The sequence below is a fragment of the Sporosarcina sp. Y838 genome, from assembly GCF_056786515.1.
Map to the genome: position 1 here is coordinate 137,937 of NZ_JBXCJD010000007.1, position 14,160 is coordinate 152,096.

The 14,160-nt window shown below is 35.4% G+C and carries 10 protein-coding genes and 4 pseudogenes; 12 read left to right on the forward strand and 2 right to left on the reverse strand.

Annotated elements, in window-relative coordinates; all coding sequences use genetic code 11:
* The first annotated feature begins 71 nt into the window (after nt 1-71).
* The 6 genes and pseudogenes from AC1TO4_RS12095 to AC1TO4_RS12120 form a co-directional block, all read left to right on the forward strand.
* A complete protein-coding gene (locus AC1TO4_RS12095) occupies nt 72-1,040 on the forward strand; it encodes a SpoIVB peptidase S55 domain-containing protein (protein WP_482105526.1) in 969 nt (322 codons plus the stop codon).
* A gap of 238 nt (nt 1,041-1,278) precedes the next feature.
* The gene (gene spo0A / locus AC1TO4_RS12100; RefSeq protein ID WP_482103089.1) at nt 1,279-2,070 is read left to right on the forward strand and encodes a sporulation transcription factor Spo0A; all 792 of its coding nucleotides are present in this window, start codon (nt 1,279-1,281) and stop codon (nt 2,068-2,070) included.
* A gap of 179 nt (nt 2,071-2,249) precedes the next feature.
* Nucleotides 2,250-3,182: pseudogene (locus AC1TO4_RS12105) on the forward strand (tyrosine-type recombinase/integrase).
* A 211-nt stretch (nt 3,183-3,393) separates the two neighbouring features.
* Nucleotides 3,394-4,155, forward strand: a complete 762-nt coding sequence (locus AC1TO4_RS12110) for a hypothetical protein (RefSeq protein ID WP_482105527.1) — start codon at nt 3,394-3,396, stop codon at nt 4,153-4,155.
* A 1,117-nt stretch (nt 4,156-5,272) separates the two neighbouring features.
* Complete coding sequence (locus AC1TO4_RS12115; RefSeq protein WP_482105528.1) at nt 5,273-5,695, forward strand: SMI1/KNR4 family protein; 423 nt, start codon at nt 5,273-5,275, stop codon at nt 5,693-5,695.
* Nucleotides 5,696-5,946: 251 nt separating this feature from the next.
* Nucleotides 5,947-6,819: pseudogene (locus AC1TO4_RS12120) on the forward strand (IS110 family RNA-guided transposase); the annotation flags it as partial.
* A 374-nt stretch (nt 6,820-7,193) separates the two neighbouring features.
* Here the strand turns inward: AC1TO4_RS12120 and AC1TO4_RS12125 are convergent.
* A pseudogene (locus tag AC1TO4_RS12125) lies at nt 7,194-7,739 on the reverse strand (4-hydroxyphenylacetate 3-hydroxylase N-terminal domain-containing protein); the annotation flags it as partial.
* Nucleotides 7,740-7,961: 222 nt separating this feature from the next.
* Here AC1TO4_RS12125 and AC1TO4_RS12130 point away from each other — a divergent pair.
* The 6 genes from AC1TO4_RS12130 to AC1TO4_RS12155 all read left to right on the forward strand — a co-directional run bounded on the left by AC1TO4_RS12130 (nt 7,962) and on the right by AC1TO4_RS12155 (nt 13,522).
* Complete coding sequence (locus AC1TO4_RS12130) at nt 7,962-8,294, forward strand: DUF7668 domain-containing protein (RefSeq protein WP_482105529.1); 333 nt, start codon at nt 7,962-7,964, stop codon at nt 8,292-8,294.
* A gap of 703 nt (nt 8,295-8,997) precedes the next feature.
* On the forward strand, nt 8,998-9,534 hold the full coding sequence (locus AC1TO4_RS12135) for an RNA polymerase sigma factor (protein WP_482105530.1): 537 nt from the start codon (nt 8,998-9,000) through the stop codon (nt 9,532-9,534).
* On the forward strand, nt 9,527-10,300 hold the full coding sequence (locus AC1TO4_RS12140; RefSeq protein WP_482105531.1) for a hypothetical protein: 774 nt from the start codon (nt 9,527-9,529) through the stop codon (nt 10,298-10,300). Before AC1TO4_RS12135 ends, AC1TO4_RS12140 begins: the two co-directional genes overlap by 8 nt.
* A complete protein-coding gene (locus AC1TO4_RS12145) occupies nt 10,287-11,165 on the forward strand; it encodes an ABC transporter ATP-binding protein (RefSeq protein WP_482105532.1) in 879 nt (292 codons plus the stop codon). The genes AC1TO4_RS12140 and AC1TO4_RS12145 overlap by 14 nt, the downstream gene beginning before the upstream one ends.
* Nucleotides 11,140-12,294: a hypothetical protein gene (locus AC1TO4_RS12150; RefSeq protein WP_482105533.1), complete on the forward strand. Its 1,155-nt coding sequence runs from the start codon at nt 11,140-11,142 to the stop codon at nt 12,292-12,294. Before AC1TO4_RS12145 ends, AC1TO4_RS12150 begins: the two co-directional genes overlap by 26 nt.
* Nucleotide 12,295: 1 nt before the next feature.
* Complete coding sequence (locus AC1TO4_RS12155; protein WP_482105534.1) at nt 12,296-13,522, forward strand: hypothetical protein; 1,227 nt, start codon at nt 12,296-12,298, stop codon at nt 13,520-13,522.
* 439 nt (nt 13,523-13,961) lie between these two features.
* Here AC1TO4_RS12155 and AC1TO4_RS12160 read toward each other — a convergent pair.
* Nucleotides 13,962-14,160 (reverse strand): annotated as a pseudogene (locus AC1TO4_RS12160) (IS110 family RNA-guided transposase); the annotation flags it as partial.

Sequence of the window (14,160 nt, forward strand, 5' to 3'; positions counted from 1 at the left end):
GCTTGATTTACCCTTTCATAAGATTCCTCTGAACGACCATACCAACAGTATCTTAATTAGGGAGGTGAAATATGGGATGGAGTAGACAGTTCAAGTTAGCCGTTTCGTTGTCTGTGCTTTTTCTTTTCATGCCATTCACGACAGATGCGGCATTCGCAAAAGACGAATCGTTGATACCCATGGGGCAATCAATCGGTATTAAAATGGATTTGTCTGGAGTGTATATCACGAATGATGTCATGATTAGGAAGGATAATTGGTTGAAGGCAGGTGATCTAATCGGACAAATAGAAGGTGTAATAATTGGTTCCTTACGCGAATTCGAAAAATCCTCATCGTCAATGCGTAGTAAGAAGGAAGTCGTTTTACATGTCATCCGAGGTGGTAATGAGCTCCAAATCCTAGCAGATGGCGAGGCGATAAAACGTCTCCTTCCATTCCTAAAAGATCGGACGGAAGGAACAGGAACCCTGACTTATGTCGACCAGAACAATGGAACATACGGCGCTCTAGGTCATCAGATTATTGATAGTGCCTTGAAAACACCGCCTTCTTTTAAATCAGGATCGATTTATCTTTCGGAAATCGATCAGATTAAAAAAAGTGTACCGGGTATTCCGGGCTATAAGATCTCGACGATTGTAGATGACAAAGATATGTTAGGCTCGATTCGAATAAATGGGATATACGGAATATTCGGATCGTGGAACAGCACATATAAGGAAGTGTTGGCCAAACCTCTACAGATTATGCATTCCAGTGAAGTGGAAGTAGGACCGGCTGAAATTTACACGACAATAAAAGGAACAGCAGTCGAGTCATTTTCCATTAGCATTACTGAAGTTGAAAAAGATCAGTTCCATTTCATTTTAACAGATGAAAAATTACTAAAAGCTACTGGCGGAATCTTACAGGGAATGAGTGGAAGCCCTGTTATTCAGAATGGCCAATTTGCAGGTGCTGTAACGCATATGTTTGTCGACGACCCTAAAAAAGGAGCGGCTCTTTTTTTGGAAAAGATGAGAATTGGTGAAAAGTAAAAAAAGGTCAACCAGTTTCTGGTTGACCTTTTTTAGCAGTCGGGTAAAAATTTTTGACAAAAATTCAGAAAACATAAAAACGCGTCGAAATATGGGGAAAGCATATGCCAGAAGGTTCATTTACACTGAAAAATAGAGGTTTGTTTCACTATTCGTCGAAAATTCCCTTGTGCAGTTAACATATAGTTGTTAATATTTAGGGAACGAGGCCGTCATAATAGTACAAGGGGGAAATGAGATGGATAAACTGAAAGTAGCGATTGCTGACGATAACAAGGAACTTGTGAAAACGATGGTGGCATATTTTGAAAGGCACCCCGAAATAGAAGTAATTTGGACGGCACATAACGGTAAAGTATGCTTAACAATGTTAGAAGAAAAAACGCCGGATGTCCTATTACTTGATATCATTATGCCACATCTTGATGGTATTGCAGTGCTTGAAACGTTAAGTGGCAATGCAAAAATTGCTGATTTGCATATTATCATGCTTACCGCATTTGGCCAGGAAGATGTAATGACACAAGCGGCAAGTCTTGGCGCTTCCTACTTTATGCTTAAACCATTTGAGTTTGATAGACTAGCTAACCAAATTTTCCAAGTAGCAGGAACGAGGAAACCCATTGCTCCACAAACTCAATCCGTTGGGGAAGTTACGTCTGGAGCTGTAAGTCAAAAAGTCTTGGATACAACAATTACAGCAATTATCAAAGAAATTGGTGTGCCTGCTCATATTAAAGGCTATGCATTTATTCGTGAGGCGATTCAAATGGTGTACACCGACGTGGATTTACTAGGGTCTGTAACAAAAGTGCTATATCCAGAGATTGCTAAAAAGTACAATACGACTGCGTCCCGGGTCGAACGGGCAATTCGTCACGCAATAGAAGTAGCTTGGAACCGCGGTAACTATGATGTAATATCCAAAATGTTTGGTTATACTGTGCACCACTTGAAAAGTAAACCCACTAATTCAGAGTTCATCGCAATGATTGCCGATAAGATTCGACTTGAACATATGGCGAGCTGATTGTTGGTATGAAAGCGTTTTATTGTGAGAGTTGCAGAACTATCACCGACAAACTATGGGTATGAAGCAATTAAGTTAAATAGGTAATGTGGATATAGAAACGCATTCTTTACGGAGATTTAATTCGTATGAGGAGGCGTTTTTTTTTGTCTGATTTTGATATTGAAATAGATAGATACATGCTGGATTGTGCTGCAAAGGGGTTATCTCCAAAAATAATGAAGTCATATGAACAGACGTTAAAACTATTTGCTAGGTATATGGATGACACTTTTAAAATTTTGTCACATAAGGAAGTGACTGCGGAACATTTGCGAGCATACATGAGAAGTTTAGCGGAACGAGGAAAGTATGAAGTCACTTCAGCATTAAAGCCAGTCAACTATCCTGAGCGTAGACAAGACTTTGGGAAACCAGTCACACAGACAACGATTGCGAACTACACACGGAACATAAAAGCCTTTTATGGTCATTTAGAAGCTGAGCGTATTATTCGTAAGAATCCAATGAAGACAGTTCGAAACGTGAAACCAGAGCGTAAAGCGAAAATCATGCTTGAAGATAACGAATTGAAACAGTTCTTCCGTGCATTCGATGTTTCCAAGTTTGATCAATATCGTGATTGGATTATTGCTAGGGTGATTTTTGACACTGGTTGCCGAATTTCTGAGCTACTTGGAATTGTTCTGTCAGATATTGATCTCCGAGCAAACGCCATTTTACTCAGAGAAACAAAAAATAACAAACAACGCTTTGTCTATTTTTCAGATAAAACTAGAAGGCATCTTAAATCTTGGTTAGATTACAAGGATCGCTATTCTGATACCGATTTTGTATTCCCAACCCTTCATGGAAACAGGCGCAAAATAGAGGGAGTTGAGAGGTCATTCTGATTGAGGAGTAAAGATGTGGGTTTGCAGGTAACACCGCATTTACTAAGAAATAATTTCGCCAAGCGCTATCTAATGAATGGTGGAGATTTGGCAACTTTATCCAGTCTTTTGGGTCATGCCAGCTTGGAAATAACGTCACAAATTTACCTCGATTTTGCCGATAAGGAAATCATGCAGAAGTATAAGAAGCATTCTCCACTATCGAATTTGGATATTTAAACACAAAAAAGAGCCTATAGGTGTTAGCGCACCCTAAGCTCATGTAAAACCGTTTCAGTTCTCACAACTGAATGAAGCACTCAACTATAAGTAAAAAGAGCACTCATTTGTATTGCCTACTATCATATCAAAAAAAATATGATTAGACAAAGCTTGTTTAACTACGCCTATAAACAAGTGGGTGCTCCTTTAATAAAAGGGAGCAATCTATATGACAATCTATCTATCAAACTATGCACGCTTTAAAGACAAGCATGAAATGGACAATGCGGCTAATCAACATATCACTTCCAACTGGAATCAACTGAATTCATCTGATAGAGCGGTATTAGGTATGGTTAGACGTTATTATGTAAAGCATGGAGCGGCACATTTAAAGCATATAACGATTGCAAGCGCATTGCATAAGTCAATATCTACTATTAGATGTTCAATTGTTAAACTCGAAAAATTAGGCATCATTGAACGAGTTAAATTTATTCGTAGAGTTCTAAAGGGATTCGGAGCTAATATCTATGTCATTCTTCCAGTAAAACCTAAAAGTGAACAGTCGGAAATGAATACTCGGGTAGTTGCGAGGGAGGTAGATACACCAATCCATCAAGGGAATAAATCAGAAAACGAACCGTTATCTTTTAAATCTTTAATAGCTAATGACAAAAATCCATCATTACATGATACGTATCGCCCAGAGCTGTCACAGACGCTTTACGAGCGCTTTAAATCACTATTGAAATCAAAGGTAGGGGAAGATACGAAACTTGCAGGGAGGCTCTATGGAGTCTACAGGTCACAGTCAATTAGAATGATGAGATTCAGTATACATGAGGAAAAAGGTGAGATATTCGAAGATTTGGCAATACGAGCATTAAATAAAGGTTTGCTAGAAGCATCTCTACGGAGGTGCTTTTTTCATAACATAAAAATAAAGGAGGCGGACGGTGATTTGATGTGCCACAGAATGATCGTCTAAAGGGCTGCATTTCACCTTTGAGCCTTCTGATTTCTGCAGTAACCTAAGGAATTCTTATCAGCCTACTTCCGGTTACATACGCTCTGTTGAATAAAACGCTGTAATCTCATTTTTGTAGCCAGTTCATTTAAAGCTTTGAAAAAATCAGCTTGAAAAAGCACTTGTTACTTATGATGGCTGACATTAATTGTCGGCTTTTTAATTTGTCCAATTTTAATAAATGCATAATAGCTCAACTGGGACATCATAATCCATAAAAGCATCAGCAAATAAAGACTTATCAATCAGTTCCTTTAAAACACCTGAATAATAGCCTGCAATATTGCGTAAAGTTTTCTTCTTGCTCACTTGCGTGGTGGTGGATTAGCTGCACATGAGTTCTTTTTACTAAAATAACGATTCGTGATTACCATCCGAAGGAGGAAACACGGAATTGACATTTTTGAATCTATTCCATCCTTTTCGAATGACAATGTAAAGTAAACCCAAGAGGAAAACTAAGCAGCATAAAAGTATTACATGTGGAAATGTTTTATCGATCATTAAGACCATTAAAAAGAGGTATAGAACAAAGACACTTTTCTGTTTTAATTTCCAGTATTGGATTCGACGTGAACTTTGAAAGGCTTTATGTAGTCCCATATTTCGAAACAAGCTAATATTGATTGCAACGAGGATGACTAAAGCTAAAGATGTATAAGTCAAATCATCTTGAATCGAATTGATTTTAGGAGGTACGGTTATACCGAAGATTAATATGACCACACATTGAATAATAATTGTTGAGGATGTATCAGACTGATTAGTCCTTCTAAGCTTTCTTGTATTATTCCTGCCCATTAACAACATCCTTTTTATTAATCGTTAAGAATATTATGTCCATAAAAATGAAATAAATAAAAAAAGTGATGAATTATTTATGCAATCGTACCTTATAAAGACTCTTAAAGATGCTTTACGAATTAAAGAGGTATTCGTATGAATAAGAACGAATAAAGAACAATGCTCTGTTCTTGTTCAACTAACGGGGCAGGTTTGTTTAAGAAAGAAAATACAAATAAAATAAAGAACATTATGAATGTATTAGTATTAAAGAATCGCGAAAGGTTGAATAAAATTGTATCAATTAAAAATAAATAAACTTATTAATCAATATGACCAGAGGAAGAATTTTTTTGGAAGCATAAATTATGAAGAAATTAAGAAAACGGAAAAATTATTAGGGGTGACACTTCCAGAAAGTTATAAATGGTTTTTAGATGAATACGGTGGTGGAGGAAATGGTTTTGAATTTAGTAATTGTGAAATGATTCATTCCTATAAACAACGGTTTGCCTCAATGCCGAATGAGTTTGTCATGATCTATTGGTGTGATGAGTATGGTTATTGTTTAGATACAAATAATCTACAAGATGGAGAATGTCCGGTTGTGAACTGGAGTCCATTTGAATCTGCCATCTATCTTTCTAAGCCTAATTTTTATGAGTTTTTCTTAGATGAGATAGAAAATGCAATAGATAATGATTTTTGGGACGAATAAGAATAGCTATTGATGTATTTTTCTTATTGCACTAACGGGTACTTCGTATTATAAGGTTAACCAGTTATTACTGGTTGACCTTTTTTTATAGGATTTAATATATCAGTAGCCAGGGTAGGACGTACGGGTGCGTGGGACAGTGATCCCGTCAACTAAACTGTCCACCCCCTACTTGTAGAAACATGTTTGAGGCTGGTTGGGACGTAGATCTCGTATAACGAGCGAAGCTATGACACTACAAGAAGGATTAGTTATGTGTGCTTTATTACAAAGAAGATTTTGAACCTCATAAAAACAGAGGACTTCAGCTTTTAGACCTTCGAAATCTTTCAAGACAACAGGAGATCGTTACGAATATGTATGTAGAAGCAAAACTTCAGTTTCATACTATTTTAGAACAAGTATTTACTGAATATCGGAAGATTTTTGGTGATCTATATTCAAAGGTTTCATTATTGATGTTAGAAGAATTTCCGACTTCAGAAGCCGTCTTATCAGTTGGGGAAAGTAAAATAGCCGTGCGTGTTGCAGAGTTCTGCCCTAGTCGTTCTGTCCAATGGGCAATAGACAAGGCAAAAAAAATAATGGATGCCGCAACGCGAAATCCATTTCAAAAAGTCGTGTATCAAAGTCACTTAATCAATCTTCAAATGTATATTGAGATGCTTTTTCAGTACCAAGGACACCTTTCAATTTTAGAGAATCGGATTGTGACCTTGGCAAATGAACTAGAAGACTACAAGATTGTCCAATCGATTCCTGGAATAGGAGAAAAAAACGCTGCAACGATTATCTCCGAAATTGGTGAAATTGATCGGTTTAGTCATCCCAAAAAACTGGTTGCCTTTGCAGGAGTAGATCCCAGAGTTTACTCATCAGGAAAGTTCACTGCAACAACTAATCGTATTACCAAAAGAGGTTCAAGCAGATTGAGTCACGCCTTATATCTAGCCGTATTATGCGGAATAAGAAGTTCAAGGAACAAAAAGCTTAAAGAATTCTATGATAAGAAAAAGTCAGAAGGAAAGCCAGCCAAAGTAGCGATTGTAGCCTGTATTAATAAACTACTTCATTGGATTTATGCATTATTAAACAGAAAAGAATCTTTCCTTGATCTAGCATAATTAACAGTTTTAATCATAAGTGATAAAACCTTCCAAAAGGTTTTTGGAGGGCTGTTTGGCATGCTCAAAATAGTATAACGTAGGGTTAATAATTATTTTAGAGAAAAATATTGACATCCTATTAGCTGGTTTAGTTAAACATGACCATCATTTCGATGATCTATTTTTTCCTTACCACGTTTCATAAAAACATAGTGTATTTAATATTGATTTAGAGGATTTAAAGAAAGCTAAAATATGGTTAAAAGAGCATGGAATCATTGCAAAAATAACAGAACGCTCAATGTATAAAAAGATTGAGCGTAGTATTTTGATCCTAAAAAGGAATTATTAAACATGTATTCATTTAAGACAATAATTGAACTTCTGTTACTTCCTTCTTCATTTTTATCAATAACTTTTGCGGCGATTGGCTCATCGGTATTTTCAAAGTAGATATGAGAACGATTCACTTGTGGAGAAATAAAGGTATGTGTAAACGACAGGTCATTTTCCCTGGACAATTCATAAAATGCTTGTAGATTATTTGGAAAACATTTATCCTTATTTTTTAAAAGGGATACTGAAGAAGCAAAGCTCATTAAAACTGTGTTCAAATAATCTGGGCTTCTTCCCATGATACCCCCTGAATACCTAGCCCAATGTTCAGTCATCTTCCTTCTTCTTATTAAGTCCTCTTTCGTTTTTGGTTGCAAATAGGAAAGACCAATAATTTCTCCTGATACTGGGGAAATAAATGTCATCTCATCTTTTATTTTTGGGTCATGTTGCAAATCATAAAGAGCCGCTTTTGACTGAATAAGTCCCTTAAAGGCAGGGTGTTCAGAGAGCAGCCCCTCAATTTTTTCACCGTCGAACCAAATTTCATTATTTAGCAGATTTAATCGGTTAATATAATCTTTTCCATTAATAGCGCCCATGTTTCACTTCCCAATTTTAATTGATATTTATTAAAAAGTATTCGATTATAGCAGTTTTAACAATTTAAGTCGTTCAATATTTTATTACTATTACTATTACTATTACTATTACTAAAATTAATCTATGTGAATAGAGCATGCTAATATTCCTTCTTTAACTAAAGGGGGAGGTTAGTTGAATAACAATATCATTATTTTTAATTATAATGGAGGCGAAAAACAATGAAAGTAGAGGAACGAATTGCACAATTAGCTAAGGATTCTGTCATGGATTTGATTTATCTTCGTTATGACAAATTGAAAGCAGAACAAATACTTAACGATGAGACTGAAGAACTGATTAAAGAAATATTAGAACTGAATGGTAGAATTATACTCCCATCCACAGAAATAGAAATGGATGTATATGAATTTAATGATGAGAGTGGGTTTGGGGTAGAAGTACCTATAGTATTAGACAGGGAAGAGGCTGAATTATTTTTATATTTTGAAGCTAAAACAAATACTGAAAAAACAGAAGTAACTCAATTTTACATTGAAACAGTTGATGCCTAAGTACATGGTTTCTATACCTCACGTCCTTTATCTTTAAAAATCCAGGTTTATTTGCTTATTGTACTAACGAAGCAGTTTAGTTGAAGAAGAATTTATTGAAAAATACATTAAAATATGAAATTAGAGTTGGAGTATTTATGCGTTCACTTAAAAAGGCAATTATTTTGTTCTCACAACTACATCATCACATCAAGTAGCCTTGCTATCCGATTTAAAAAAATGTAAATTGGAAGGCTATTTATCATTAAACCGTATTTGATTAAGTCCAACACTTAAATCAAGTGCGGTTTTTTATTTTACAAAAAATTGGAGGTAAAGAAAACGAAGAAAATAGATTATCAAAATGTGAAGGGTACTCAAGATTACTTACCGAATGCCTAAGTAGTAGGACGAGACATAAAAACATTAGAAGATGTATTCATTGGAATGGATGTAAACCACTGGAGGCACCTATATTAAATTACACCGAATTTCTGACTTCTGAATACGGTGGCTGAAATATTAGAAGAAATGTACAATTTAACGGATAGAGGAGAAAGAGTTTAGCGTTAAGGTATGACCATACTATTCCGTTTTCCCAAGTTGTTGCAATGAACCCTATAAATCTGACTTTGATATAGATTAAAAATATAAAGTGAAATAGTGCAACGATTGTAAGTTGGATTTCGAAGATAAGGGTGATGAAATCGAAAGGAGTAGAAAAGTGTTAACTGACAAGCGTTTAATCCGTTACATATTAAAAAAAGGCTCGAATCAAGCTGCAGATGAATTGATTCGACGTTATTATGATGACCTGTATTTTTATCTTTATCGTCAAGTTGGTAATGGAAATGACGCTCTTGATTTAACACAGGAAGTTTTTATCGCTGTGCTAAAAGGATTGGGTTCTTACGATGATCGCAAATCTTCATTCCGGACGTGGCTCTTCCGTATTGGAACCTATAAAGTCATTGATGCACGACGCAAAGTGAAGATGACTTGGTTAGAATTGCACGATGTAGCGTGGGGAGAAGAAAAAGATTTTGATGAAAGTTTGTACCAGAAGGAACTATTAGGGGCGATTAATCAATATGTTGCAAGTTTTCGTCCGGAAATTCAGGAAATCTTCCGGTTACGCGTCTATGGGGAATTATCATTTCCAGAGATTGCTTCATTGCTTGCTCAAAAAGAAGAGCGAATCAAAGCCCAGTACTATCGGTTGATTAAAAAAATTAGAGAGGAGTTTCGTGAACATGAATAGAGAGAGAAGGAATATCCCTTTCACACAGGATGAAAAAGAAAATAGCATTGCTTTTATTTTAAAAGAAGTCAATCTTCAACCAGTAACGTTTAGAGAATTTATTCGTTCTTATTTTCAAGAAGTTGGTTTCCGTTATCTTTTTTGGGGAATCGGAGATATTTTATTTATTGTTGGCCTTTTGTTGATAGGCGTAGGGATCCTGTGTTTTCCTGATTTAAATCGTTTACTTGAGAAGGACCATAGTGAAATTTATTTTACTGTTTTTATGGCATCGCCTCTTTGCTATGCACTCTTGTATTTTCTTGGGATTTGGAAAGAAAGACTGTTGGGAACCTTCGAACTAAAAATGACACTACGAGTTTCTTTAAAGGAACTACTCATTTTGCGTATGTTGGCGTTTAGCGGGATTTCTTTGGTTGTTTCTGTGGGGAGTAATGTCCTTATTTGGGAATTGCTTGGTCAAGAACTTTCGTTAATGAGATTGTTTAGTCTGTCGTTTTCTTCCTTGTTTTTATTTGCGAATATTCAACTCCTTTTAGAATATAAAATACCGATGCGTTGCAGTCATTGGGTGACGCCAATTATATGGGGTGCTGTGGGCGTTCTATTCGTTTGGAAACAAGACTGGATTGCTCAGCTTCTGCTGTATCTACCACTTTCAATTGTCACATTGCTTGTTTTTGTATTAGTACTTTTATTTTTCTATTTATTGCGTCACAACTACTTTATGAAAAAGGAAGGAACGATTACCTATGTTAGTGCTTAATCATGTGAGTAAGAAATTTCAGTCCAATCCAATTTTGAAGGATATTTCTTTGACTTTTGAAAATGGTGTTTATGGATTATTGTCTCCAAATGGTGCAGGAAAAACGACACTATTAAAAATGATTACAACACTTTTATTCCCAACTTCTGGTGAAATATTATGGAATGGACAAGCAATTAAAGAGCTTGGAGCGGACTATCGTGGAGTATTAGGCTATTTGCCACAAGAATTTGGTTATTATGGCAATTATACTCCGACAAGATTTTTATTATATATTGCAGCGTTACAAAAAATGAATAAGAAAGAAGCGAAAGAAAAGATTGATGAGCTTTTAGAACTTGTTGCACTTTCTGATGTGAAAAACAAGAAAATGAAACGTTTTTCGGGAGGGATGATCCAACGGGTAGGAATTGCTCAAGCGATGTTAAATAATCCGAAGTTACTTATTTTAGATGAGCCAACAGCAGGCCTAGATCCAAAAGAACGGGTTCGTTTTCGTAATTTGATCCATCGTCTTGCTCAAGACAGAATTGTCATTTTATCTACACACATCGTTTCGGATGTTGAGACGATTGCAAAACAAATCATTATGATTAAAAATCATCACTTGTACTGTTGCGAAACACCCTCTCAAATTACCCAATCGGTACAAGGGAAAATTTTTGAAGTTCCTGCTACTTATCAATTATCTCAAGAGCAATTGCTATTAAGTCAGCGAGAAAGCGATGAAGGTCATTTGCTGAGAATTGCAAGTCCATTTATCCCAAAGGAAGGAGTGGAAGTACGCCCAAGTTTAGAAGACGCATTTCTGTACATTTATCGAGACGAGGTGGTTACAGATGCCTTTACGAATTATCCCCTTTGAAATTCGTAAACTATTTGAACAGCCAATGATTATCTTATTTTTTGTCGCAAGTTTATTGTTAAATATAATCTATATTGCCACAGTGGGATTGGATCAATCTTATTTAAATTATATTCAGGAAACAGAAGTAAAAACAGGAACTTTTATTACATCTGAATTCCGTGAAAAGCTTTCCAATGAATCTGCTAGTAAGAAACGACAGCGATTACTGACAGAAACTGCTGAACTAGAGAATGTTTTTCAACATTACTCAACAGAAGCCTTGGGTCAAGAGATGATTGACTTTTTTCAAATTCAAGGTTCAGTTGCTGAAAAAATGAAGAGAAAATACGAAAAATTGACTCCCGTTGTACATGAATTAGCAGAAGAACAAGCTGCATTGGAAGTGGGAGCAGGGGGAGAAACAATGAGCTTCTTTACCTTTATAAGAAATCGATTATTTCGTGTGATTTTAGGAGAAAGTTTAATATTTGCTTTATTGCTAGGTTTGTATGGAAGTACTTCTGAGCGTTTAACAAAAACAGATGTCCTCGTGATGACCTCAAAAACAGGACGTAAAACACAAGTGAGTAAATATGTAGCGAGTTTAATGCTCACATTTCTTTTTTATGTAACGATGGTCATGTTAACGTTTGGCATTTTTAATCATATGCATCCTATTGGAGCATTATGGCAAACGAGTATGTCGACACAATTTCACGTAAACGTTTATTTTCCTCAATTGTTGGAAATACCCTTTATGCTTTGGCAACCAATGACATTGTTAACCTATACGATTCTGTCCATTGTATTAGGCGGCTTATTAATCATCCTCTGTCATGGATTTAATTTTCTTGTAGGCTTATGGACGGATCATTTATTTCGAGGATTTATTGTATTCGTTGTTATTTATGTTGTCTTACTCGGACTGGAACAAATCATTAATCAATTCGGTTGGTGGAATATGCATTCTCTATTGATGTGGCATCCAATTTCACTGTGGAAAATACAAGGCTATTGGTTTACGGAAATGGGACCTTATGCAACAATTCCGTGGCAAGAATCCATTGCAGTAGTCGTCAACATTCTTTTCTTAGGCGTTGGCGGAATTTTAACAAGTAAATACTATGTAACAAAGGAGGTAAAATAAAGTGTTTACTGTTGAGTTTAAAAAGTTATTGCAACCGATTTTGCTTCTCGTAGCACTCTTAATAACGATTGTTATCTACAATCAAGATTTGAATTTTATCCATAAATTCTGGCCGAATGGCGGTATGATTTCTGTTTATGATAAAGCTTCTGAGTGGCAAAATCGATTCGGACAAACGCTCGAGGAGGAAGATATAGCAGAAATTGAAGAAGAGTATATTACCTTGGTCAAACAAGCAGACAAGATTGTCTCGGAAAACGCTATCGCTAAACAACTTCAACTTGGAAGTTATACTGAGTTTGAATCATGGTATCGAGAAAACATTCCCGGTGTAGCAATTAATGAGATGAATGAAGAAGAGAAAGAAATCGTAAAAAAAATCGATGTGATTCAGCAAGACTTGATAGATGATACTGGTCATTCAATGGTGGATAAAATCGATGTCTTACAAAACTTATATAATTCTATGAAACAATTTGATTCATCATATATTTTTCTCAATGATGAGTTTTATTCGGAAAAAGAAAGAGAAAGGCTTTCAGAAACTTTATTTATGGAAGAATCTTGGCGGAATATTTTGCCCAGTTATTTATCTTCAACAGTTGCTAGTTATTTTGAAAGTATTCTTATCCTATTTATTTTTCTATCGTCTTTATTGATCCCTTCTGCTTTTGTTAGAGACCGCTTGTTAGGGTTACAAAAAATTCAATGGAGTAGTCGTCATGGGCGGAAAATTCTTTGGACACAATTTCTTAGTGGCATGACTGCTAGTTTTCTGTTGATTACTTGTGTCGTAGGATTTTTTGGAAGTTTGTTGTATTTTACTGATTTCACACAATATTTCTCGAATGGGTTGAATTCATTTTTTATCGATAATGAAGAACCTTTATTACTATCTTTTTATCAATGGACATTTGCACAATGGATAGTGAACGTTATATTGTTAGTATATTTGATTGGTATGGCTTATAGCGGAATTCTCTTATTCCTCTCTCAAACCAGTCAACATTATTTGTCATTACTAATGAAAATCATTCCAGTTGGCTTTGTATTTATTTTTATCGCTAACCGAGTGCTTAAAGATGCGTTTTATCTCAAAAATGAATTGTATCAATGGACAAAAATACCAATGATTGAAATATATGCAGGAATTCTTTTGCTGGTTATTTGTATTAGTTTACCGATTATTATTTGTGTTCGACAGCAAAATAAAGATTTATTGAATTGATTTACCATCATGGATCTAAAGAAAAATTTTACATTACGATATAGGAAAGTATCATCGGTCTCTCCGTTTAGATTTGTATCTAAACGGAGTTTTTGTGAAATGGGATCCATTAATTAAGTAGGCTTTCTTAATCAATATACGGATGTTATCCTAAAAGGAAGTGAAGGTTTGTTGAATATTTGTGTTTAAATAAATATAGAGTTTGTGAAAGATTGTTCTTAAGCTAACGTGGTGCTTTAGTTCAACAACAGGGGCTCCTTAGGGAGCTCTTTTCTTACGTTCAGTCAAGTGGTTTTCGAACTTTATTTACGCATATTATTTATGATAACTGGGGCGAGTAGAAATCTAACGATATAAGCTTTTTTGCGTATACTAAATAAACCTAGTGAGTTTAAATTTTTTTCACTAGGCGTGTACGTATGCTAAAATATTGATGTGACTATGAGTTGGCGGCTAACCTGTATTCATAGTTCATATTGTGTGTAACGAGAAAGAAGATAGTCTTCAACAGCTTGTTTACACATGCGATGGAAGCGACCTTATGACATTTGTTATAGGGTTGCTTTTTTAGTTTGTCATAATAGTCGACGAAGTGGTTTTGTCCAAAACGTCTTAACCTAATCATATTTTGAATGATG

Coding starts and splice junctions, on each gene's coding strand:
- AC1TO4_RS12150 (WP_482105533.1), top strand. CDS start 11,140: ATGCCTTTACGAATTATCCCCTTTGAAATTCGTAAACTATTTGAACAG.
- AC1TO4_RS12145 (WP_482105532.1), top strand. CDS start 10,287: ATGTTAGTGCTTAATCATGTGAGTAAGAAATTTCAGTCCAATCCAATT.
- AC1TO4_RS12095 (WP_482105526.1), top strand. CDS start 72: ATGGGATGGAGTAGACAGTTCAAGTTAGCCGTTTCGTTGTCTGTGCTT.
- AC1TO4_RS12110 (WP_482105527.1), top strand. CDS start 3,394: ATGACAATCTATCTATCAAACTATGCACGCTTTAAAGACAAGCATGAA.
- spo0A (WP_482103089.1), top strand. CDS start 1,279: ATGGATAAACTGAAAGTAGCGATTGCTGACGATAACAAGGAACTTGTG.
- AC1TO4_RS12130 (WP_482105529.1), top strand. CDS start 7,962: ATGAAAGTAGAGGAACGAATTGCACAATTAGCTAAGGATTCTGTCATG.
- AC1TO4_RS12140 (WP_482105531.1), top strand. CDS start 9,527: ATGAATAGAGAGAGAAGGAATATCCCTTTCACACAGGATGAAAAAGAA.